The sequence below is a fragment of the Bradyrhizobium sp. LM2.9 genome (assembly GCF_054056555.1).
Window position 1 is genome coordinate 5,328,488 of record NZ_JBSRYJ010000002.1, and the last position, 21,092, is coordinate 5,349,579.

The following is a 21,092-nucleotide window of genomic DNA, read 5'->3' on the forward strand; positions in this document are numbered from 1 at the left end:
AGATCCTCCGAACAAGAGGTTAAAGAGCCGCCATGACTTCCGCAACCCTGCCCGCCCTCAGTTTTGGCGTTTTTGACCATTTGGATCATGCGGGCGGGAGCCTTCGCCAGCAGTACAGGGACCGATTAGAAATTGCGTCGGCGTGCGATCAGGCTGGCTTTCGCGCTTATCACGTCGCGGAACATCATGGCACGCCACACGGTCTGGCGGCTTCACCCAACTTGTTTCTGTCCGCTGTGGCGCAACGCACAAGGAAGCTAAGACTCGGACCGTTGGTGATGTTGCTGAATCTGTATCACCCTCTGCGCGCTTTCGAAGAGATCTGCATGCTGGATCAGCTGAGTGAAGGCCGGCTCGATCTTGGTATTGGCCGCGGCGGCGTCCCACTTGAACTTTCGTTTTTTGGCGTTTCAGCCGCAGAGGCTCAGGATCCCTACAACGAGGCAGCCGAAATTGTTTTCAAAGCCATCGAAACTGATGCCCTCACGTACTACGGCCGCCATTTCATCATCTCTGACAGTGCCGATCACACTTTCACCCATCATCCAAAAACCCTATCCGCCGCTGTGGTATGGGACGACGAAACCGGAAACCGCCCGATGGGCCGCCGAAAATTCGATTAACATCGCTTGCGTCGGAAAGAGTGGCGCGATTCGGGCAATCACGGACGCGTACCGCGCGCACTGTATCGCGCGACCTGCGCAGGATATGCCGCTGCTTGGCATGGTTCGGATTGTGGTGATCGCCGAGTCCGACGTTGACGCACGTGCTCTTGCCGCTCCCGCCTATGCACGCTGGTTCGAGACATTCACCTTCCTGTCACGCACTCGAAATCTGCCCCTTCCGCCGAATCTGCCTCAGTCGTTCGAGCAAGCTTTGGACGACGGTTTCTGCGTGGTCGGATCACCATCCGCGGTGCGACAGGCGCTCAGGAGCCAAGTCGCTGAGGCTGGTGTTACATACGTCATGTGCCAACTCGCTTTCGGAGATCTACCGCTCGCGGCGTCACTCCAAACGATCTCGGCCATGCGTTCGATCATCATTCCAGATTTGGCGCGACGAGTGTCAGATTTCGGACAAGACGAGCTTCATTGAAGGCGACGGCCCGCCCAGCCCGGCGCTACTGCAGGCAGCTCGCTCATTGGGAGGGCGGCGCGGTTTAGCTAGACGGTATTCCCGCCGCTGCCGCCGGGTTTGCTCCGTACCAGAAGCGCACGGGTTGCCGCTGCCACATCGGGCTGACGCATCAGGCTCTCGCCGACAAGGAAAGTCGACATACCCACGCGCTCTAGCCTGGCTAGATCGTCCGATGTAAAAATACCGCTTTCCCCGACCATCAGCCGCTCCTCCGGGATAAGCGGCGCTAGCGCCTCGCTCGTCTTGAGAGTGGTCTCGAACGTACGGAGATTACGGTTGTTGACGCCGACCATCGGCGAGCGGAGCTTCAGCGCGCGTTCGAGTTCGACCTGGTCGTGGATCTCGATCAACACATCCATCTGAAGCGCGATCGCGGCGTCCTCGATATCTTTGGCGGCGGCATCATCGAGCGCGGCCATGATGATCAGGATGCAGTCGGCGCCGTGAGCCCGGGCTTCGACAACCTGATAGGTGTCAAACATGAAATCCTTGCGCAGCACCGGCAGATCGGTCACCGCGCGCGCCGCGACCATGAAGTCGAGATGCCCCTGGAACGACGGCGTATCTGTCAGCACCGAGAGGCACGCCGCGCCCCCGACCTCATAGGCTTTTGCCAAGGCGGGCGGATCGAAATCGGCGCGGATCAGGCCCTTCGATGGCGAAGCCTTCTTGATCTCAGCAATCAGCGCATAGCCGCCGCCGCCATGCTTTTCCTTGATCGCGCGGACGAAGCCGCGGGGTGGCGCCGCCGCCTTGGCGCGTGCCTCGACGTTCGCGAGGGGACGAGAACGCTTGGAGGCGGCGATCTCCTCGCGTTTATAGGCTTCGATTTTCTTCAAGATGTCTGACATCATCGACCCGTTAGTGGACTATTTGTCGGTCAACAATCTGCGTCGCTTCAACGTAACGGCACAAGTCAAACATTATCGACGCTTACTCACTTCCTCCTTATCAAGCATTCGTTCTGGTGCGCATGCGCGCCTGTCGATGGCGCTCGCGCCGTATCGGCAATGCGAGCGCCGACATGAGAACCCATTGCAATGACCATGGTGACAAGCTCCATCTCGCGTTAGCATCGTCGATGACGCGACCAGGGATTGCCTAGCGCTATTCCGGGTACGCCGACCTCTGGGCTTCGCGGCGCCCGCGAACTGACGGCGATCGTCGCAGATGTGGCGAGGCAGCGATGATTGTGTCAGCCTATGGCGCCGAATTCACAGCATTGCGCTCCCTGTGCGATAAGGGAGGTCCACCGGTCCCCGCACGACCTCTAAGGCTCTGCGGCTGGACAGGCCGGCTTGCTTTTTGCCGATTCTCACCGTGATTCAATGAACTGCGCTGGCTAGGCAACCGCCAAACGCGGTTGGCTCGACTCACAGCTCGCACGACATCCTCCGAATGCTGAAAAGACGGACCGGATCTCTTCGGCCACGCAGGATGTGTGAGCCTTCGTCGCGAAACGCGGCGGCGAGTTCCACGCTATCTTCCGCAGACAAAGCATCCATGAATTCGCCGGTTACGAGCACAGAAGCCTCCAGTACCCGGCAATGGGCTTCAACCCGACTAGCGACATTCACTGTGTCACCGATCAGGGTGAGTTCCAGCTTTTTCTCATTGCCAACGTCCCCATAGATGACTTCGCCGTAATGGATGCCGACGGCGATACGAAGCGACTGGTCTTTTGCGTCAATGCGTCCGTTCCAAGAATCGACGGATTTGAGAAGCTCGATTGCGCACTCCGCAGCATTGGTGGCGTCGCGCAGGCTGGCCAATGGCGGGCCGAAAAAGGCCATCAACCCATCACCCAGGAATTTGTCGATCGAACCCTGATGGGAGAACACCACGTCACTGAACATACGCAAATGGTGTCGCAGCGTTTGGACGACGACATCCGGCGGCTTGCTGGATGAGAAGTCAGTGAACCCGACAATGTCAACAAACAGTACTGCCGCACGCTGACAACGCGTAAACGAAAACGGGGTCTGAGCCTTGATGAGCTGCTCAGCGATGCTTGGCGAAAAGAAGCGCGCCAAGTTAGCACGTTCGCGCTCTACTTTCTTGATTCGCTGGTTAGCGGAGAGTCTATGGAGCAGGAGCATTGTCGTAACCAACAGAGCGATTAGGCTGACGCCGGATCGCAACGCCGCGGTCCCATTTGGGACGAGGCCGTGCGTAAGGATATAGCTGAGGATGGTAAGCAGTGCGCAGACGATGCCGACCACGACAGTACCTCTGCGATCGAGATCCTGGGCAGCTATCAACACGACGACAACATACAGCGAGGCGACCGCGAACTGCAGTGACGACAGGGTATCGACTAGAAAGATGCCAATCGCGAGTGCGGCCGCAGGAGCCAGGTACCTGACCCTTTCTATGTGCATCGGCCCCTCATTGTCCGGAGCCGGTAGTCTGTAGATGCATCGCCTCACCGACGGGTCCCGGGGCCAGATTGAGCATGACGTAACTAGACGGTCGACGGTCTCTCACGGAGCTTGCTCGCGTATACCCATTGTGATCCCCCTTCAGGGTTAGTGCAGTCCTCTTCGCCGGTCATGCCTTTGAGACACAAATGCTCAAAGCATTCAACGAGTGTCAGTAGGTTGCGATTAAACACCTCGCCCGTCTACTCCTTTGAAGAGCATACTCTGCTCCCGCGAGGCTTTCCGGCCAGCGTAGGCGGGAGACCGGCCTCACCTGCTCGGGCCAGAACTCCCTAGGTCCCTTCAAATCCTCGGCCAGCATCGTCACAGCGTGGCGCGCAAGCGCCCGGGTCGGAGCGTTGGTATTGCCGCTGGTGGTATTCGGCATGATCGAGGCATCGATCACACGGAGTCAGTCGACCCCGCGGACCCTGAGCCTTGCGTCGACGAGGGACATCAGTCATTTTTCTTTCATGCCATTTGTATCGTTAAATCAACACCGTCGCTGACGCGGCGCCTGATCCTGAGATTGGGACCACGCTTTGGAGCGTGGCCTTGCAATGCTGGCAAGGGAAATCACCTCTCACCATAGAGTCCATAGACGATCGTTATTGTCGCTCACCTTGTCGCTGATGACGTAGCGAGGAATGCCACCAGCCGCATCGCATCTCGAACGACGTTCTTACCTATCAATTCTCTGAAAGGAAGTGGCGATCAGCGAACCTCCACGCGCCTCGAACCGCGCCGACCTTGACGCCAAGTGAGGTCACGTTGGGATCTTCACCTCGCCGGCATCGGTGGTGTTATTTGAGCTACGTCCGCAGCTCTCCGCAAGACATCCTCTCACGATCGACGAAACGAGCCCGCACATCACACCGGCTCTTGCCACCCCGTCATTGTCGCCTGCCGTGTCATCGCGCCTCGCTTCTCCTTCGGTGCTCTATGGCGACTGGCGTATTGAGGGGCGCGAATAGCCACACGGACTCCGCTACTTTCCCGGGCTCGCCCCCCGGTGCGAAGAATGACCGACCAGTCGCGAAGGCAAACGAACTTGACGAAAGCGTCCAGCGCCGGCGAGTACCGGCGCCCCTGCACAGCCAATAGCCGCACCTCCCGCGAAAACAGGTCACCTTCGAGCGGGATGGGCTTGAGCGTCGGAAGGTGCGGCATGTGCTCGGGTGCGAGTATCACGCCGAAGCCAGCGGCGGCCATGTGCTGCAAGTGCAAGTCGTGGCCGCTGCAGTGGCCGAGGTGGAGCGGTTCCTCTGGGAAATACGACCGCTGGATCTTCGGGGTGATGTCGCATCCGGCCCGTTCCAGCAAGATCGTCTCACGGAGTTCGTCGATGCTGATCGATGGGCGATTTGCGAGCTTGTGTGTCGGCGCGAGAAGCGCGACGTAGCGCTCCTCGAACAGCGACCAGTCGTCGATACGGGCGGGCACGTCCTGCACATCCCCGACCATTGCGGCGTTGATCTCGCCTTCAAGCAAGAGATCGACGAGCTGCTCCGTCGCTCCCTCGCGCAACTCTACGTGAAGTCCCGAAACGCACTTTGCGATCTCCGCGATCGGATCGAGGACGAGCGACGCCGAGATGGATGGAGCAAGGCCGATCCTCAGTGGCGCCACCTCCTTGCGTTGGAACTCCTGGGCTCGGCGACGCACCGCCTCTGCCGAGGCCAGCGTGCGCTCCAGCATCGGAAGGACTTCTTTTCCAAGGTCGGTGAGCTGCGTCAGCTGGCGTTCGCGGTAGATCAATTGGCCGCCGAGTTCCTGCTCAAGCTTCTGCACCCCTTTGGTCAGGGCGGGCTGAGTAACGTTGCACTGCTCGGCTGCGCGGGTGAAGTTGAGCGTAGACGCGACGGCGAGGAAGTACCGAACTTGATGAAGCTCCATGGGCTGTTACTTCTCCGTCAAGGTGCGGCTGTCTCTACCGACGGGCCTTGCATCGCACTACCCGGATTTGGTCGCTTGTGGTCGTCACAAGATGGGGAAGGCGACCTCGGTGACCGTCAACGACCGCATGTTGACGGATCGTGGCGCTCCGGTCGACAGCGCCGAGGTACGGTGAGATTCGCTTGTCGCTGCTTGTGCTAAGCGATCGCTTAGAGGTGAGAACGTAAACATCGTGCGTGCCCCGAGTCCGTTGGCTGAATGGGCCCGTAAGCGAGGCGATCCACGGCGCAGCAAAACCCGGTAGACGCGATTTGCGAGTAGACGGCACACTCGCACAGAAATTCTGGGGGCATGCCTTTCGGGCTCAGAAGTTCGCGGCTGCAGTTGTCCACGATCAGCCGTCGAGGAGTGCGCGGTACTCGAGGTGTCGCGCGGCGATTCACGGCGCGATGTGCCGACTTACCCTTCCGCGCCGCGGCGCGGGCGCGCAGCAGCTGGCGGATGGCGGATGGCGTCTTGCTGACGCTCGCTAAACGAGCCGCTACTTCAATGTAGCAAGATAAGCAACGAGGTCCGCCCTATCCGTCGTGTCCTTCAGGCCAGGGTAGGGCATCCTGTTTCCGGGGACGGCCTTCTGGGGCGATTCCAGATAGGCATTAAGCCACTTCTCGTCCCAGACGATGCCGGAGTTCCTCATCGCATTACTATAGCGGAAGCCGGAAAACGTACCCGCCTTCCGACCGACAATCCCTTCCAGCCCCGGACCGACCCGATTGGCGTGATCTGTGGCGTGGCATGCCGCACAGGCCTCGAACACACTCTTCCCATGCCCAGCATCCTGTGCGTCGCCTGGGCTCGCGATTAAGCCAACAAATATGAGCACTGCGATACGCGCGCCGTATTTTCCCGCGTTCTTCATTGTTAACTCCATTTTGTGTGCGGGGTTAGAGGTGGCGCGGCCGTTCGATGTAATGGTTGAGGTCGTCGCCGAGCCTCAGCGCGAGCGCCCCCAACGGCCCTGTCGGGTTGTAGCCGGCATTGAAGGGATAGACCGAAGCGCCGACGACGAAGAGGTTCTCCGCATCCCAATGTTGCAGATGGGGAGAGACAACGCTGGTACCGGGGTCGCTTCCCATGATCGTACCGCCGGTGACATGCGTCGTCTGATAGACTTGGCTATCGTAGGGTCCTTTGCGGGGCGCTGTCGGCGGCGCGATGTCCGCGCCTGTTGCTTTGGCGATCTCGTCAATCTTTTTCGAGAGATATACGGACATCCTGCGCTCATTTTCGCGAACGTCGAATGTCATGCGCAGAAGCGGCTGCCCGTACGCATCGACATAGGCCGGGTCTAGATCGACATAGTTCTCCCGATGCGGATACCAACTACCATGCGCGGATATGCTGAAATTATGCGCGTACCAGTCGGTGTTGGCCTTCTTCCACGCTGAGCCCCATTTCGCCGTTCCAGGCGGAACGGCTCGGCTGGTAATTGGCCGTCCATTTGTCACATTGGCGTAGATGTATCCGCCGCCAATGAAGCCGAGATTGCTGTGGTCGAAATTGTCACCGTTGAACTCGTCGATCACGGTCTGTGACGCGCCCGAAGCGAGGAACGGGTTGATCCAGCGATCTTTGAAGAAGACATGCGTGCCAGACATTGTCTGGTGGCAGAAATTCTTGCCGACGACACCATGGCCAGTCTTCGGATCATAAGGCGTCCCGATCTCCGCCATCAGTAGGAACCTGGCATTAGACATCGTGAAGGAGGAAAGCACGACGACGTCGGCCGGCTGGTCGTACTGCTTGCCGGTTACGCGATCGATGTAGCGCACGCCGGTTACACGCTTGGCCTTGCGATCATAGAGAACATCGAGAACGTGGGTTTGCAGGCGCAACTCGAAACCTTTGCGGTTTTGCAGCATCGGATAGAGCAGGACTTCAGGGCTCGCCTTAGCATTGGCCTCGCAGATGAATCGCTCGCAATGGCCGCAGAACTGGCATTGACCAAGCTGCATGCCGTCAGGGTTGGTATAGGCGACCGGTGAATTCGCCGCCGGCATGGGGAACGGTTGGTAGCCGAGCTTTTTGGCGGCTTCGGTGAAAATCAAACCTGCTTCGGTGATCGGGAGAGGCTTTTGTGGATATTCGTTCTGCCGTGGTCCCTCGAAGGGGTTACCACCATCCTGCAACTTGCCACGCAGATTGCCGGCTTTTCCGGCAATGCCGAACAGTTTTTCAAACTGGTCGTGATAGGGCTCCATCTGAGCATAGGTGACGCCCCAATCCTGGATCGCCATGTCGGTTGGAATGGCTTTCTTGCCGTATCTACTCTCGAGATGGGTACGCAGCACGGGGTCGTGTTCACCCCAGCGCCAAGTCTGCCCGTTCCAGTGATTGGCCGCGCCGCCCAGTCCCTCGCCGGCCTTAAAAGCCTGGAGACGCCGTATCGGCAGAGCCGTTTCGCCGCCACTATGGCGAAGCGTGTAGGTCTGGAGGGACCCATCCTGAAAGAGATCACCATGGACGTCCCAGCGCAGCTCGTCGCGCTGGGACGGCAGGCTTGTCGCGGCAGTATGGGTGCGGTCGATTCCACGTTCAAGGACGACGACATCGACACCCCTTGCTGTCAGCTGACGAGCAGCCAGCGCCGCCGTAAATCCTCCGCCAACGAAAACGACCGTGCAATGTTTCAAGCGTATAGCCATGATTTCCTCCCTTAGGCGAAGTCGGCGATGGATTTCGGATCGGCCGCACCAGGGAACGGCTTGCCACGGAAATCGATCATGTCTTGCGCGTGAAGCGCGGGGAGACCTGGATAGCCAATCGCCCTCCAAAACACCTTGCCGACATTGCCGCCGTAGATAGGGTCAGCGAAACAGGACTCAACGAATAACGGATAGACGAGTTTGTTGAACCACGAGCCGAGTGGTACGCGCTCGTCCGTCACCTTGCCGCCGGATAGCTCTTGAAGAAATTTGTCCGCGCCGCTCTCGTCCATTTCACTGAAGCGCTTGCCGTACTGCTTTTGGCAGGCCGTATCCGCGGCGGCGAGGCCCGTCTTGAAGAACTGTTCGGGCGTGAGCGGCAACTGGTAGCCGAGCTCGGGTTTGCCTTCCTGCCAAGGGCCGCGCATGTAGAGCCGTGCCCCCTTGCCGAAACCGCCGGCGAGCTGTCGGTCGATATAGACCGCAAGCCCGCAATCGACCCCGTTCGGCGTCAGCGCGTCGGCCGGACACATCACGTTAACCATTGTCTCGACGAAACCTGCTTCGTCGGGGCCAAAAGACAGATAGCCGGGCGCGGACGATGGCAACTTGGCGGCGATAGGACTCGCGGAAGCGCGCACGGATTGGGAGGAAGCCGGTTCGGATGCTTCCGCGAGAGCTGCGGTTGTTCCTATCAGGACACCCGGAGCAAGCGAAGCAGCGCCCGTGACGGCGGCAACGCCGAGAAAGCCTCGACGATTCGGATGGAAGGTTTTGTCGCTTTGATCATTGATCATCGGAGTCGCAATTCCTTTTTTTTCAGACGCGATGGCGACAACCAGTCCGACAGTCCTCGGTAGTTCATGGGAGTCTTCTTTGCAGCTCGCGCGCGGCAAGGTGGCTTGGCGCAGAGGCTTCCATCACTGTTTCAATCGCTGTGGCGGCGAACGCGTGTGCTCGGCCGACCTAGCAGACCCAAGGATCGAGCGCCGCCGACGAAATTAGAAATTCCCTTTGGACATGCATTCGATAGGCGCGAGGTATCGTGGTCCAAAAGCGCTGTGGGCGCGGGCGTCCCGTCCATCCACGATCAGCTGTCCGCGATCATCCGTCGAGGAGTGCGCCGTACTCGGGTGTCGGCCGGCGTAGGAGGACATGAAGGGCATTTCGCGATCACTCTTTCCCGTCGCGTTGCAACGCTTCGAACGTCATGCGACCGCCTCGATCCGTACCCTAGGCCAGGCAGCTCTTGTGGCACCTCCGCGTTGAGCAGGACGGGGCGAGCGTCTTCGACCTAGCCTGTCTCGGATGTCGCTTTCCGCCTTCTGGTTCCCTTGCTAGGTCGTGGAAGCGACTTGGCGCAGCGAGGTCAAGAGTTTCGCCGAGTTCCCCGTATCGTGAAGTCGGGTTCTATGAATGCGCTGCGGATACGGCCATCGGCGTCGATCACGTAGGTCGCGGGAATGGGCAGCATCCAGATCGATGACCCGTGCCGGGCGCCGAAGTCGAAGCCTGGACCGGAATAGTGTGCTCTGGTCTCGTCGGCACCCGGAACAGCGCGCCAGACGGCCGTCAGCGTCCGGCAGGAGGAAGTCCGGCGCGTCGTCTCCGACCTTCAACGCGCGCGATGCCACGTCTGCATCGCGGAGCTAGCCGCACCAGGTGGTTGTATGACTCTCAGTCAGCTGCGCTGAAAGTCATCAGCAGCTCGGTGCGAATCTGGGCGAGTGTCTTGTCGATCTCGTTTTGCATCGACGGGGTATCGTTAGGTTGCCGATCGGTTGGCCCGGAGCGGTTGGCCCCCGGGGTACACGTCGTAGTCATGCAGCTACCTCCGGGAGCGTTGAGCCCGGTATGCTCCGGTGGGGGGCTTCGACCGACCAGTCGCGAAGCCGCGCGACCTTGACGAAAGCGTCCATCGCCGGCGAGTAGCGGCGCCCCTGCACAGCCAGCAGCCGCACCTCCCGCGAAACCAGGTCGCCGTCGAGCGGAATGGTCTTGAGCGTCGGAAGGCGCGGCATGTGCTCGGGTGCGAGCATCACGCCGAAGCCAGCCGCGGCCATGTGTTGCAGGTGCAAGTCGTGACCGCTGCAGTGACCGAGTTGGGGCGGTTTCTCGGGGAAATACGACCGCTGGATCTTCGGGGCGACGTCGCATCCTGCGCGTTTCAGCAAGACGGTCTCACAGAGGTCGTCGATGCCGATTGAGGGACGATTTGCGAGCCGGTGTGTCGGCGCGAGAAGCGCGACGTAGCGCTCCTCGAACAGCAACCAGTCGTCGATGCGGGCGGGCACGTCCTGGACGTCCCCGACCATTGCGGCGTTGATCTCCCCCTCAAGCAAGAGGTCGACAAGCTTCTCCGCCGCACCCTCGCGCAGCTCAACGTGAAATCCAGGGACGAATTTTGCGATCTCCGCAATAGGATCGAGGACGAGCGACACCGAGATGGATGGGGCGAGGCCAATCTTTAGTGGCGCGACCTCCTTGCGTTGGAACTCCTGGGCCCGGCGACGCACCGCCTGTGCCGAAGCCAGTGTACGCTCCAGCATCGGAAGCACTTCCTTTCCAAGATCGGTGAGCTGCGTCAGCCTGCGCTCGCGGTAGATCAACTGGCCACCGAGCTCCTGCTCGAGCTTCTGTACCCCCTTGGTCAGGGCGGGCTGCGTGACATTGCACTGCTCGGCCGCGCGGGTGAAGTTGAGGGTGGATGCAACGGCGAGCAAATAGCGAATCTGATGAAGCTCCATTGGTTGCTCTCTCAAGATGCGGCTGTCGATAGTGACCAGCCTTCGCATTCGACGACGCGCACGTCGCAAGCACGGGGGCGTAGATGCAACTCGCTTGCACACGCTGGGACGGCCGGGCCTATTAATTGGACGCACGGACACACTTTTTGGTATTCCTGAGGGTTCGGCCAGTGCGCGGCGAGGTGGGCGAGGACGGGGATCTCGAACGGTCTGCTCGTGCGCGTCCTCGCTAACTGGGACATGGGCGAGGTCGAGCCGCTCGCCCCCTTTTCGGCGTACAAAGCTGCGAATCCATCCGCGCGCGCGTTCGTCGACTTGCTTGCTTCAAGTACCGTCATGATTCTTTCGTTCTGGATCGCAGTTGCGCTCCGAATGCCCTCCGGCACGGCTGGCACGGCGCCATTAACCCGCGTGTGCCGCCGTCGCGAGTAAAGCCGGGCAAATCGCTGCCCCGGAGCACCATTAATCTGGAGCGACTGGATCATCCGCCCTGCACAAGTCAAAGAAAGTTCGTTTTAGATCTCCCGCAACGATGCCAGTGCGTATCGTCTCGACGACAATGGCTATAGCATCAGCTAAAAAGTGTCTCGTTAAACGTCGTGAATCGGTGTCAACAGGCGATTATGTTCGCGCAACTTTTCGGGAAGTGATGCCATCGTCCGCGGGCCGGGTGGGTCCGGCTGACGCCAACTGTCATCGACAGCGAAATTCATGTATCTTTCGCGCGAGCGCCAGAGGGGTGGTGAAATTCGGGCCGTCCGTGAAACCCGGCAAATGCCGCCGTAAAGATGCTATCGTCCATGCCCTATATGAACTGTTGCAATTTGACATGATGAAGCCAATATAAAGGCAATTGGCACTGCCTGAATGTAGGTTGCACGCGGCCCATCGATCGTTCTGCGCGGACCTTGGCGACGTATTCCGTCACGCAGTTTACATTCACTTTTCTTAGGAATACACGGTGCTCGAGTATCACAGCGGCCAGAGTCTCCCACTTCCTTAAAGGCGGCCAGTCTGCCGCCGGTATGGTGGCTTCTGCGTGTTTCTGATCGTCGTGCTCGACACCGCCGGGATGTACTCGATGATCGGGGTTGGGGCAGATCACCTGGAAAGTGAGGTACCTGCGTTGCAGTCGCGAGCAGACGACGACGCCGAAGTGCTTGAGTTCGGTCCGTTTCGCCTGATCGTCGCCGAGAGATTGTTGGTGAAAAATGGCGAGCCGCTGGCGGTGGGCGGCCGTGCTCTCGACATCCTGATCGCTCTGATCGAGCGCGCTGGCGACGTGGTGAGTCATAAGGAACTGGTCAAGCGGGCTTGGCCGGATGTTGTCGTCGAGGGATCTAGTCTTCGGGTCCATATCGCAGGACTCCGCAAGACGCTCGGTGATGGTCGAGGGGGCGCCCGTTATATCGCCAACATCGCGGGCCGAGGCTATTGCTTTGTTGCGCCGATCCAGAGCGCGGCACCATCACAACCTTCTGCTGGCGCCTCGATTGAGCGTGTCAAACTCCGGACGCTCCCGCCGCGCTTGCAACGGATGATTGGCCGTGACGAAATCGTTGGAATCCTGCGCTCGGAGCTTACGTCGAGGAGGTTCGTCAGCATTGTTGGACCCGGTGGTGTCGGCAAGACCACTGTCGCGATTGCGGTCGCGCATGCGATGGCAACCGATTTCCACAACGCCGTCTACCTCATCGATCTCAGTGCGCTCCGGGATGGTGCACTCATTGTTTCCGCGGTAGCGGCAGCCGCCGGGTGTCTCGATCAGACACAGGATTCGCTGCCACGTCTCTTGGCATTCCTTGCCGACAAGAAGGCGCTGCTAATTCTCGATAGTTGCGAGCACGTGGTTGAGCCGGTCGCTACGTTCGCCGAAAGTCTTTTTCGCGGGGCGCCGCTTGTACACATCCTCGCGACCACCCGCGAAGCCCTACGGGTCGAGGGTGAGAACATCTATCCCCTGCCGCCCCTCGACAGTCCATCCGACGAGACTACTCTGACCGCAGCCGGGGCTCTCGCCTCGCCCGCTGCTCAGCTTTTCATGGACCGGGCCGCCGCCGGGGGATATCGGCAGGAGCTCAGCGACGAGGAAGCGCCCGTCCTAGCCGGCATTTGCCGTCAGCTGGACGGGATGCCTTTAGCTATAGAACTGACGGCGAGCAGGACCAACGTTTACGGCATTAAGGGCTTGGCACAGCTGATTGGCGACCGCTTGATGCTGCTTTGGCCGGGGCGGCGAGGCGTGCCGCGACACCAAACGCTGCTGGCCATGCTCGACTGGAGCTATGATCTCCTTTCCGAGCAAGAGCAAACCGTCCTGTGTACATTGTCCATCTTTGTCGGCGCATTCTCGATAGAAATGGCGCAAGCGATAGCGTTCGAGCTTGATCGCGGCGAATTTCATATCGAGCATTTCATTACTGGCTTGGTCGAGAAGTCGCTGATCTCTGTCTCGCGGACGGAAGACGCATGGTCATACCGGCTCCTTGACATGACGCGGGCCTACGCCGCGATCAAATTGAAAAGACGGGGAGCGGAAAATGCGGTGGCGAGACGGCACGCCCTCTATTTCGCCGAGCGACTCGGAGGCATCGCCAGCATATCGATGAATCGCGACCTCACCGCCTACTCGCGGCAGATCGGCAATATCATGGCGGCCCTCGAATGGAGCTTCTCAACGTCAGGCGACCGCACCGTCGGGGTCGCGTTGGGCGCCGGTGCTGTGCCGTTGTTTCTCGGCCTGTCGATGCTCATCGAGTGCCGGCGTTGGTCTCTCCAAACGATCGAAGCGCTGAACGACGAAGATCGCGGAACAAAGCTTGAGCTCGTGCTGCAACTTTCGTTGGCGATATCCTCGACTTATGTTCACGGCAATAGCAAGGAAGTGGAGGCGGCCCTCCAACGAGGACTCTGTCTTGCGGAGACCTTGGGAGATGTCGATTCTCAGTTGGAATTGCTGGCCGGCCTCAATCTGTACCGGGCTCGGCTCGCCGATTTTCGCGGCTCGTTGGCCGCGGCGGAACGCTATGCGTCGTTGGCAAGGAAATTTGGCGGGCCACGAGAGAGCGTGATGGCAGAGTGGATGCTGGGGGCGAGTTATCACCTCGTAGGAAAGCAAAGCGCCGCGCAGCAAAGCTACGAGAGCGGCTTTGCTCGCGCGGCGGATTCTGGAGTGAACGAGGTCCACTCATTCGGATACAATCACTATGTAAGAGCTTTGATCGGCTACTCCCGGACATTGTGGGATCGGGGTCTCCCTGATCAGGCCGCTCAACTGGGACATAAGGCAATCGAGTTCGCTGGAAGACAGGGACATCCGGTCACACTCTGCATTTCCCTTCTCTATGCCACCCAGGTGTTCCTATGGCGGGGCGACCAGCAAGTGGCGGAAGAGCTCATAGAGCGGCTTATCGCCCATTCGGCCACGTACTCACTCACGCCTTATCACGCTGGCGGCCTCGGTTTGCGAGGCGAGCTTATGTTCACGAGGGGCGAAACGCAGCCCGGCATCGACGCCTTGCGCGGTGCGCTTTCGACCCTGCGAACCGAGCGGCAATACATACTCTCATCCGCATTTTCTCGTGCGTTGGCCGAAGCTCTGGCTAGAAGCGGTCAGGTCACCGAAGCAGCGAGCATCATTGATGCGACTGTCGTTGATGCCATGCGCGGCATCGGAACATTTGAACTGCCCGACATATTACGGGCTCGGGCAGCGGTACTCCTGGCTGCATCGCCCGCGAATTCGCTGGCGGCCGAGGCTTCGCTCAAGGATTCGCTGGATTGCGCTCGGCAGCAATCTGCCCTCGGGTGGGAACTTCGATCGGCTCTGGCATTGAGTCGGTTGTGGGCGGACCAGGGGCGCGTCAACCAAGCGCGGGCCATTCTTTCTGAGGTTTATGGACGATTTACGGAAGGGTTTGGGACGGCCGATCTCATCATGGCAAAAAACCGGCTCAATGAATTCGCGATCCGGCCCTCGCATTCTGATCCTGCTTAAACCTGTCAGTTTTGCGCGCGTTCAGGAGATATCGGCCGGGGTCTTCACACTTTCTCACATCAATAAACTCGCAACGGACAGGCTCCACCGCCAGTGTGCGGCGTAAGTCCACTCATCCCTCGGAGCGACGTTATGTTACCCCGTCCCTTGTCCCCGTTTAGCCGGGAGGCCGCAGCAGCAAAAGTCCGCTCCGTAGAGGATAGTTGGAATAGCCGCGATCCGGCTCGAGTAGCGCTCGGATACTCGATCGACAGCAGCTGGCGAATCCGCACCGAATTTTTGTCAGGACGGGCCGCGATCGAAGAGTTTCTGGGACGCAAATGGGCACGGGAACTTGACTACCGTGTTGTGACCGAACTCTGGGCGTTCACCGGTGATCGGATCGCCGGCAGGTTCGCGTCCGAATACCGCGATAGCAATGGCCAATGGTTCAGAACCTACGGAAATGGATGCTGGGAGTTCGATCAGAACGGACTAATTCGCCGATGCATAGAGAGTATCGACAAGCATCCGATTGATGCGGCCGACCGAATCTTTCTATGGCCCTTCGGACGTCGGCCTGAGGATCACCCCGAACTCAGCGATTTTGACCTCTAGTGCGCGGGAAGGTGGGCGGAGTCCGGGATCAGTTCGCCGAGCGCCGCGACATACCGCGTCGACATCGTCAACGTCGAGTCCGGATCGCCTTTGAAGGCCGCGAGATAGATCCGTAAGCCTTCCTCGACGAGGCACGCAGTTCGTCGCAGGCCTTCCAACTGGGGGCGAAAGCGTGCGCGACCAGTGATCGCAATGGTACCAGTATATACATCGACTAATCCCATGATCGCCTCCGGCGTCGTGGTCTTGCCTACGCCGTTGCGGCCGACGATGCCGAGCACTTGTCCCTGAGCCACGCTTAGAGCGATATGTTGGCGAGCTTCGTCACCGATTGGCTGGCCGAACTGCTTGCGCTCGTGCATACAGGGCACCACCAAGGCTGCCATGATGCCGAGCGCGGCCGTTTGACAGCACGGCGCGTCTTGGGAAGCCCGACCGGACGCATGAATGGCTCACTGGGCGGGTGCAGAGCCGAGTTCGCGGCAGACCGCCCTCCCGACGGAGCGCTATCAGGCGCGCAGCGTCTCGCCGCCCTTTGCGTCCGGGTAGTACTGAGGCGCCTCGCGACGGTCGTATTTCCCATAGTCGCGCACGATCCGCACTCTTCGGACCCTCGCCTTGTCATTCGGCGCGGATGTGTCCTCGTAGGCCTGCGCTGCAGCGGCGTTCTTCCAGGATATGAGCAGAATCAGGTCGCCGGGCGTGAGTACGGCGTCGAAGATGTCCCAGGACGTGCTGTCGACCGCCCACGGATTCAGGCCGAGCCACTCGGCGCAGTCGTACGGGTTGGTGGTCTGCTTCCACTCCGCGGGGCGCGTTGCGTTGATCAGCGTGACCGTCGTTCCCTCCCCGACTCCGGTCTCGTCGAGCCGCTGCTCCGTGAGGGCGTACCCCTCAGGGATCCGATTGTCGGCCGTGATCTGGCCGACCCGGAGGTGATAGTCTGCGAAGATTTCGTCGCGACCCTTCTGCTGAGCCTCGTGATGGCGGATGTGGGTGCGCCAGCGGACGAGCGACTTCTCGTCCCGCCAGTTCGAAAGCGAAAGGATCCAGCCGTCGCGGATCAGGCTCTTGTAGCGGATGTTGTCGACGAAGCCCTCGACCTGCTCCACTTCGGGGCGCAGCATCTTGGCGTTGTCGAGGTAGTCATCCCAGTTCTCTTTGTTGGGGAGGACTTCAAAAATCGCTGAAAACATGGTCGTATCCCGATTCTAGAGTTCTGTGACGAAGTCGATCTCGATCCTGATGTCGGAGTGCCCCCTGCCATGCGCGCCGCCTGCACGGCAGAAGACCTTCGAACCGTCGACATCAATCTTCCTGGACAGCATCCGCGTGGCTCCCGCCTCATTCACCATTGCGTAATCCTTGCATTCAGCGCCACCGTGATTGCTGTGGCCGCAGGATTAATCTGGGCATTAGCGAAAATTATCCTCTCGCGGAGCAAGAGGAATCGTCTCTCAAGCGCCGTAGCGTTCAGTCTTGATCGCCCCGGTTTCCAGTCCCAAAGCGAGCGCTGCGTCCGCCGCGATGTCGACGAAGGCGTTCGAACCGCACACGAAGGCGCAGGCGGGTGATACAGGCAGCCGCCCCGCGACGTCAGCGACCATCCCGCTGTCGATCCGCCTGCTGAAGTCGGTGCGACGGGTTGTCGGCTCGCGTGTCAGGGTCATGGCGAATACGAAATCGGGAAGCGACCTCTCGAGCTCCAGGAGCTCGTCCCTGAACAGCACGTAATCCCAGGTCCTGGAGGATAGCAAAAGCGCGACAGGCACCGGCTCACCGCTGGCCTTCCGATACCGAATCATCGCCACGAGCGGCACGACGCCGGAGCCGGCACCGATCAAGAGCACTGGTCTGTTGGAAGGCCCGGGCCAGAGAAAGTGTCCGCCAAGCGGCCCCCGAAGCTCGATCGTGTCGCCTACCTGGGCGACGTCGTGAAAGAACGGCGAGACCTCACCGTCCCGGAGGCGCTCGATCGCCAGCTCGATCACATTGGAATCGCTCGGGGCCGAGGCGATCGAGTAGCTGCGCATGGCAGTGTAGCCGTTGGGCGCAGTCAGCCGCACGTCAACATGCTGTCCGGCCGTAGAGTCGAACGTTTCGGAGAGGCGGAGAAAGAAGCTCTTGATAGCAGGCGTTCTCGTCGCGATCTCGACAATCACACAGCTCTGCCATCGCACGGCTGCGGCAATCGCTTCAGTCATTCGTGTATCGCTGCTCATTCCACGGATCGCCGTGCATGTGGTACCCGCGCAGCTCCCAGAAGCCGGCCTCGTCGCCCTCCGTGAACTGAAGTCCATTCACCCACTTCGCCGACTTCCAGAAGTAGAGATGCGGCACGAGTAGGCGCGCCGGCCCCCCATGATCGCGCGGCAGCGGTTGCCCTTCATACTTGAGCGCGACCATCGCCTTTCCCGTTGCGAGGTCGGCGAGCGGCACGTTGGTTGAGTATCCGTCGTAACAATGTGCGAGGGCAAACGGAGTGGGTGCGGTAAGACCAGCGTCGGCGAGGATGTCATCGACGGCCACGCCCTCCCAAGCGGTGTTGAGCTTCGACCACGAGGTCACGCAATGGACGTCTCGCGTCATCTTGGCTCGTGGGAGCGCGTTAAACTCTGACCAGCTCCACGCTTTGACCGGACGAGGTCCGACCTTCAGCGTGAAAGTCCAGTCCGCGGGCTCGATTCGCGGCGTGGGGCCGGCTGTAAGCACCGGGAAATTGTCGACGAGGTGCTGTCCCGGCGGGATTCGGTCCGATGGTTCTGATCCGGATTGACGACCTGTGAAACCGCGAGTGACCATAGCGGATTTCCTCCGGCAGGTGAAAAGAGCTTAGTCCCGCACAACACGCTAAGATGCTGTGCGCCGGACGAGCAAGGTACCCGCGAAGCATGGATTTCCTCGCGGCGAATGGGAAATGCCGTCACGCCATGAAGTCGATAGCCACGCGTTATGATGGCCGTCTGGTCCCTGCGAGTCGATCGCTCATCGCTCGTTGCGCTCGCGGACGGCTACGGAGTGCCCGGGGCAGCGCGAAGGCCGTCAAGACGAGTGCATAGGATGGTCGGACACGTGTTTCGGACCTCTGGAGCGACGGAGTTGCATGGAGTTGGTGGTGCGGCCGTTTGGAGCGGTCCGAAAGCCGATATTACGTGTCCACGAATCCGAACCTTGGATTTCGTCTTTGACGGGCAACTCGCCTGCGTCTCAATACCGGACTGAGGACGGAAAATATCGCGCCCCACATCGATTCAAAACGCCGTGTTTTTTGCAACAAATCCTTTGCGCGAGATCGTGGCGCAGTTCCCTGAGTCCTCCGAAGCTCACGTAGTAAGTTGATGTAGGAAAAGCGGCATGGAACAGTCCCCCCAGATCGGCGACAGGATCACCGGAAAATCAGCGCCGCCCGATGACAACACTGTCCGCGACTGGATCGGGCCGAAGGGGTTTGTGCATTGGGCCGAGCTGCGGAATTGGATAGAAACCTACTACCCTGGTGTTTTCGCGCCGGATTGGCTCTATGGCGGCAAGAAGCGCGGTTGGTCCCTGAGGTATAAGAAGTCCAAGGCATTCTGCACCTTCGTCCCTGAATACAGGCGGTTTTCGGTCCTGGTGGTCTTGGGAAGAGCGGAGCGAGAGAAGTTCGAGGAGCGGCGCCTTGGCTGGCGTTCGCATCTGGTCAAGCTCTACGATGAAGCCAAAACATACCCTGACGGGAAATGGCTGACAGCTGCTATCTCATCTGCAGCTGATCGACGTGATGTGGCGGAGCTCTTGACTATGAAGCGCCCTCCACCGTCCCGCGGTTGAATCTCAACCGACTAGAATAGGCAACGAACAAAGGTCTTCCTCGTTTGGCGATCGTTGGACCACCGATATCGTCGACGACATTCTTTACCTTGGGCCTCGAGGGGGCGGCACGGGTCCCACCTTGGAGCATAGAGGGCCGACGACGCGATTGAACGGTTCGCGGCCTACGTGCTGATGCGCTCGCATCCGTTGCCAGTAGATGCCGTGGCCCCTCTACGAACGGCAATCGAGAGGGCGCTCTGCGGGGTCTTTTGAACCTTGCGATAAGCATCCCAGAGCCCAAGCCCGTAAGGCGACCGGGCAACGCTCCCACACCTGTGCCGCAAGGCATGAGTTATCGACCACTCATGTGCTGATTTCGTAAACGACGGAATGTCCCGGAGTGTCCGGTGCCGTCGGCTCTGAGGCAAATAGCAGACGTTCAAGGTTCAACGTTCGCCTTTAGTATCCCGCCCATACCAATGGCCGAGCAGGAGAATGAGCAATCCGGCCAGCAGCATCGGGATCCCAGCAGCATAGAGAATTTGCTGCGCGCTGAGGTGATAAGCGAGCAAAGCCCCAATCAGCAGCGGGCCGCCAATGCCGCCAAGTCTGCCGATTCCGAGAGCCCAGCCCACACCGGTGGATCTGATCGCGGTCGGATAGAAAATCGCCGCCAATGCGATCACGCTCTTTTGTCCGCCACTGATGCAGAAGCCGGCACAGAAAGCGGTCGCCACCATTATCCAGTTCGGTTTGTCGATCGTATAGCCGAACAAGATAACAAACAGGACGCCAGACAGATAAACCGTCGCCAGGGAGCCGTAGGGACCAATGCGGTCCATCGCCGGCCCGACCGCGAATGCGGCGGTGATACCGCCGACGGTGGTCATGCTCGTGGCAAGCGTGACCGTGTTGAGAGAATGGCCGGCATTCGTCAGCATCGATGGGAGCCAGCTTTGTAGCGCGTAGAATTCGGCCAGATTGAGCATGAACACGATCCAGATCACCAGCGTTCCGGCGGTGCGCCCGGACGAGAACAGACTTCCGACAGCACTGCGCCGCTCAGCGGCCTCGGTGATGAATTGCGTCGGCCCTTGCACGGGCAACGCACCGTCAACGAGACGCACCACACGCCAGACGGCTTCCGGTTGCGCCTTTGTGCGGATCAGAAAGTCCATCGACTCCGGCAGAAACATCAGCGCCAGGATCGCGACGACCATGGGCGCGGCGCCGCCGATCCACAGCATCGATCGCCAGCCATATTCAGGGATAGCCCAAGCTGCGACGGCGCCCGCTGCGACGAAGCCCAGCGAAAAGCCGGCATAGATCGCCAGGACGAATGTCGCGCGCAGCCGCGCGGGACTGAACTCGGTCGTCAATGCGATGGCGCTGGGAACCACCGAGCCGAGCGCAATGCCGGTTAAGAAGCGCAGGGCAATCAATTCGGTGACGTTGGTTGCGTGACCTGTCACGAACGTCAGCAGGGCGAAAGCAAACGTGGAGATGATCACGAGCTTACGATGGCCGAAGCGGTCAGAAAAGGGCGAGACGAGCAGATAGCCCACCATCAATCCAGTCAGGGCCGACGAAAAGATCGGTCCGAGAAGCTGCTTGGTGAGCCCCCACTCCTTTGCGATTGAAGGGGCCATATAGCTGATGGCCTGCGTATCGAAGCCGTCGAGGAACATGACGAGACCGCACAGCAGAACGATGCCATACTGCGTGATGCCGGTAGTGCGGGAATTAATGAAGGATGGGACGTCAAACGCAACCTCGGTACTCATTTCCTCACCTTTTGCTG

General features: G+C 59.9%; 16 protein-coding genes and 1 pseudogene. 5 read left to right on the forward strand and 12 right to left on the reverse strand.

Features of this window, described 5'->3' with window-relative positions:
• The first annotated feature begins 32 nt into the window (after positions 1 to 32).
• Positions 33 to 1,095, forward strand: a pseudogene (locus ACVWW3_RS27635) (LLM class flavin-dependent oxidoreductase).
• Positions 1,096 to 1,163: 68 nt separating this feature from the next.
• Here the strand turns inward: ACVWW3_RS27635 and trpC are convergent.
• Entirely contained in the window at positions 1,164 to 1,988 is an 825-nt protein-coding gene (trpC, locus tag ACVWW3_RS27640) for an indole-3-glycerol phosphate synthase TrpC (RefSeq protein ID WP_456648019.1), read from the reverse strand.
• Here trpC and ACVWW3_RS27645 point away from each other — a divergent pair.
• Positions 1,978 to 2,181: a hypothetical protein gene (locus tag ACVWW3_RS27645; RefSeq protein WP_456648018.1), complete on the forward strand. Its 204-nt coding sequence runs from the start codon at positions 1,978 to 1,980 to the stop codon at positions 2,179 to 2,181. The two genes, trpC and ACVWW3_RS27645, sit on opposite strands and share 11 nt — an antisense overlap.
• Before the next feature lie 329 nt (positions 2,182 to 2,510).
• On the opposite strand, the gene ACVWW3_RS27650 is transcribed toward ACVWW3_RS27645, so the two are convergent.
• From ACVWW3_RS27650 to ACVWW3_RS27675, 6 genes are all read right to left on the reverse strand, one after another.
• Positions 2,511 to 3,518: an adenylate/guanylate cyclase domain-containing protein gene (locus ACVWW3_RS27650; protein ID WP_456648017.1), complete on the reverse strand. Its 1,008-nt coding sequence runs from the start codon at positions 3,516 to 3,518 to the stop codon at positions 2,511 to 2,513.
• Between the two features lie 909 nt (positions 3,519 to 4,427).
• A complete protein-coding gene (locus ACVWW3_RS27655) occupies positions 4,428 to 5,453 on the reverse strand; it encodes a LysR family transcriptional regulator (RefSeq protein ID WP_456648016.1) in 1,026 nt (341 codons plus the stop codon).
• Positions 5,454 to 5,994: 541 nt separating this feature from the next.
• Positions 5,995 to 6,372, reverse strand: a complete 378-nt coding sequence (locus ACVWW3_RS27660) for a c-type cytochrome (RefSeq protein WP_456648015.1) — start codon at positions 6,370 to 6,372, stop codon at positions 5,995 to 5,997.
• A 25-nt stretch (positions 6,373 to 6,397) separates the two neighbouring features.
• Entirely contained in the window at positions 6,398 to 8,158 is a 1,761-nt protein-coding gene (locus ACVWW3_RS27665; RefSeq protein ID WP_456648014.1) for a GMC family oxidoreductase, read from the reverse strand.
• A gap of 11 nt (positions 8,159 to 8,169) precedes the next feature.
• The gene (locus tag ACVWW3_RS27670; protein ID WP_456648013.1) at positions 8,170 to 8,955 is read right to left on the reverse strand and encodes a gluconate 2-dehydrogenase subunit 3 family protein; all 786 of its coding nucleotides are present in this window, start codon (positions 8,953 to 8,955) and stop codon (positions 8,170 to 8,172) included.
• Positions 8,956 to 9,978: 1,023 nt separating this feature from the next.
• The gene (locus tag ACVWW3_RS27675; protein WP_456648012.1) at positions 9,979 to 10,905 is read right to left on the reverse strand and encodes a LysR family transcriptional regulator; all 927 of its coding nucleotides are present in this window, start codon (positions 10,903 to 10,905) and stop codon (positions 9,979 to 9,981) included.
• A gap of 1,039 nt (positions 10,906 to 11,944) precedes the next feature.
• On the opposite strand from ACVWW3_RS27675, the gene ACVWW3_RS27680 reads away from it, so the two are divergent.
• Both ACVWW3_RS27680 and ACVWW3_RS27685 read left to right on the forward strand, forming a co-directional pair.
• Positions 11,945 to 14,902, forward strand: a complete 2,958-nt coding sequence (locus ACVWW3_RS27680) for an ATP-binding protein (RefSeq protein ID WP_456648011.1) — start codon at positions 11,945 to 11,947, stop codon at positions 14,900 to 14,902.
• A 132-nt stretch (positions 14,903 to 15,034) separates the two neighbouring features.
• Positions 15,035 to 15,499, forward strand: a complete 465-nt coding sequence (locus ACVWW3_RS27685; RefSeq protein WP_456648010.1) for a DUF1348 family protein — start codon at positions 15,035 to 15,037, stop codon at positions 15,497 to 15,499.
• On the opposite strand, the gene ACVWW3_RS27690 is transcribed toward ACVWW3_RS27685, so the two are convergent.
• From ACVWW3_RS27690 to ACVWW3_RS27705, 4 genes are all read right to left on the reverse strand, one after another.
• The gene (locus ACVWW3_RS27690; protein WP_456648009.1) at positions 15,496 to 15,861 is read right to left on the reverse strand and encodes an ATP-binding cassette domain-containing protein; all 366 of its coding nucleotides are present in this window, start codon (positions 15,859 to 15,861) and stop codon (positions 15,496 to 15,498) included. The genes ACVWW3_RS27685 and ACVWW3_RS27690 overlap by 4 nt on opposite strands.
• 147 nt (positions 15,862 to 16,008) lie before the next feature.
• Complete coding sequence (locus ACVWW3_RS27695; protein ID WP_456648008.1) at positions 16,009 to 16,695, reverse strand: antibiotic biosynthesis monooxygenase family protein; 687 nt, start codon at positions 16,693 to 16,695, stop codon at positions 16,009 to 16,011.
• A 261-nt stretch (positions 16,696 to 16,956) separates the two neighbouring features.
• Positions 16,957 to 17,703 carry a ferredoxin reductase gene (locus ACVWW3_RS27700; protein ID WP_456648007.1) on the reverse strand — a complete coding sequence of 249 codons (747 nt, stop codon included), beginning with the start codon at positions 17,701 to 17,703 and terminating at the stop codon, positions 16,957 to 16,959.
• Complete coding sequence (locus tag ACVWW3_RS27705; protein ID WP_456648006.1) at positions 17,696 to 18,301, reverse strand: sulfite oxidase-like oxidoreductase; 606 nt, start codon at positions 18,299 to 18,301, stop codon at positions 17,696 to 17,698. Before ACVWW3_RS27705 ends, ACVWW3_RS27700 begins: the two co-directional genes overlap by 8 nt.
• A gap of 552 nt (positions 18,302 to 18,853) precedes the next feature.
• Between ACVWW3_RS27705 and ACVWW3_RS27710 the strand changes: the two genes are divergently transcribed.
• Positions 18,854 to 19,309, forward strand: a complete 456-nt coding sequence (locus ACVWW3_RS27710) for a DUF3788 domain-containing protein (RefSeq protein ID WP_456648005.1) — start codon at positions 18,854 to 18,856, stop codon at positions 19,307 to 19,309.
• Between the two features lie 428 nt (positions 19,310 to 19,737).
• Here ACVWW3_RS27710 and ACVWW3_RS27715 read toward each other — a convergent pair whose 3' ends face one another.
• The gene (locus tag ACVWW3_RS27715; protein WP_456648004.1) at positions 19,738 to 21,075 is read right to left on the reverse strand and encodes an MFS transporter; all 1,338 of its coding nucleotides are present in this window, start codon (positions 21,073 to 21,075) and stop codon (positions 19,738 to 19,740) included.
• Between the last annotated feature and the right edge of the window lie 17 nt (positions 21,076 to 21,092).

What these genes read in the sequence shown, in the direction of transcription:
- ACVWW3_RS27645 (WP_456648018.1), top strand. Translation starts at nt 1,978, where the DNA reads ATGTCTGACATCATCGACCCGTTAGTGGACTATTTGTCGGTCAACAAT.
- trpC (WP_456648019.1), bottom strand. Translation starts at nt 1,988, where the DNA reads ATGTCAGACATCTTGAAGAAAATCGAAGCCTATAAACGCGAGGAGATC.
- ACVWW3_RS27650 (WP_456648017.1), bottom strand. Translation starts at nt 3,518, where the DNA reads ATGCACATAGAAAGGGTCAGGTACCTGGCTCCTGCGGCCGCACTCGCG.
- ACVWW3_RS27655 (WP_456648016.1), bottom strand. Translation starts at nt 5,453, where the DNA reads ATGGAGCTTCATCAAGTTCGGTACTTCCTCGCCGTCGCGTCTACGCTC.
- ACVWW3_RS27660 (WP_456648015.1), bottom strand. Translation starts at nt 6,372, where the DNA reads ATGAAGAACGCGGGAAAATACGGCGCGCGTATCGCAGTGCTCATATTT.
- ACVWW3_RS27665 (WP_456648014.1), bottom strand. Translation starts at nt 8,158, where the DNA reads ATGGCTATACGCTTGAAACATTGCACGGTCGTTTTCGTTGGCGGAGGA.
- ACVWW3_RS27670 (WP_456648013.1), bottom strand. Translation starts at nt 8,955, where the DNA reads ATGATCAATGATCAAAGCGACAAAACCTTCCATCCGAATCGTCGAGGC.
- ACVWW3_RS27675 (WP_456648012.1), bottom strand. Translation starts at nt 10,905, where the DNA reads ATGGAGCTTCATCAGATTCGCTATTTGCTCGCCGTTGCATCCACCCTC.
- ACVWW3_RS27685 (WP_456648010.1), top strand. Translation starts at nt 15,035, where the DNA reads ATGTTACCCCGTCCCTTGTCCCCGTTTAGCCGGGAGGCCGCAGCAGCA.
- ACVWW3_RS27690 (WP_456648009.1), bottom strand. Translation starts at nt 15,861, where the DNA reads ATGCACGAGCGCAAGCAGTTCGGCCAGCCAATCGGTGACGAAGCTCGC.
- ACVWW3_RS27695 (WP_456648008.1), bottom strand. Translation starts at nt 16,695, where the DNA reads ATGTTTTCAGCGATTTTTGAAGTCCTCCCCAACAAAGAGAACTGGGAT.
- ACVWW3_RS27700 (WP_456648007.1), bottom strand. Translation starts at nt 17,703, where the DNA reads ATGACTGAAGCGATTGCCGCAGCCGTGCGATGGCAGAGCTGTGTGATT.
- ACVWW3_RS27705 (WP_456648006.1), bottom strand. Translation starts at nt 18,301, where the DNA reads ATGGTCACTCGCGGTTTCACAGGTCGTCAATCCGGATCAGAACCATCG.
- ACVWW3_RS27710 (WP_456648005.1), top strand. Translation starts at nt 18,854, where the DNA reads ATGGAACAGTCCCCCCAGATCGGCGACAGGATCACCGGAAAATCAGCG.
- ACVWW3_RS27715 (WP_456648004.1), bottom strand. Translation starts at nt 21,075, where the DNA reads ATGAGTACCGAGGTTGCGTTTGACGTCCCATCCTTCATTAATTCCCGC.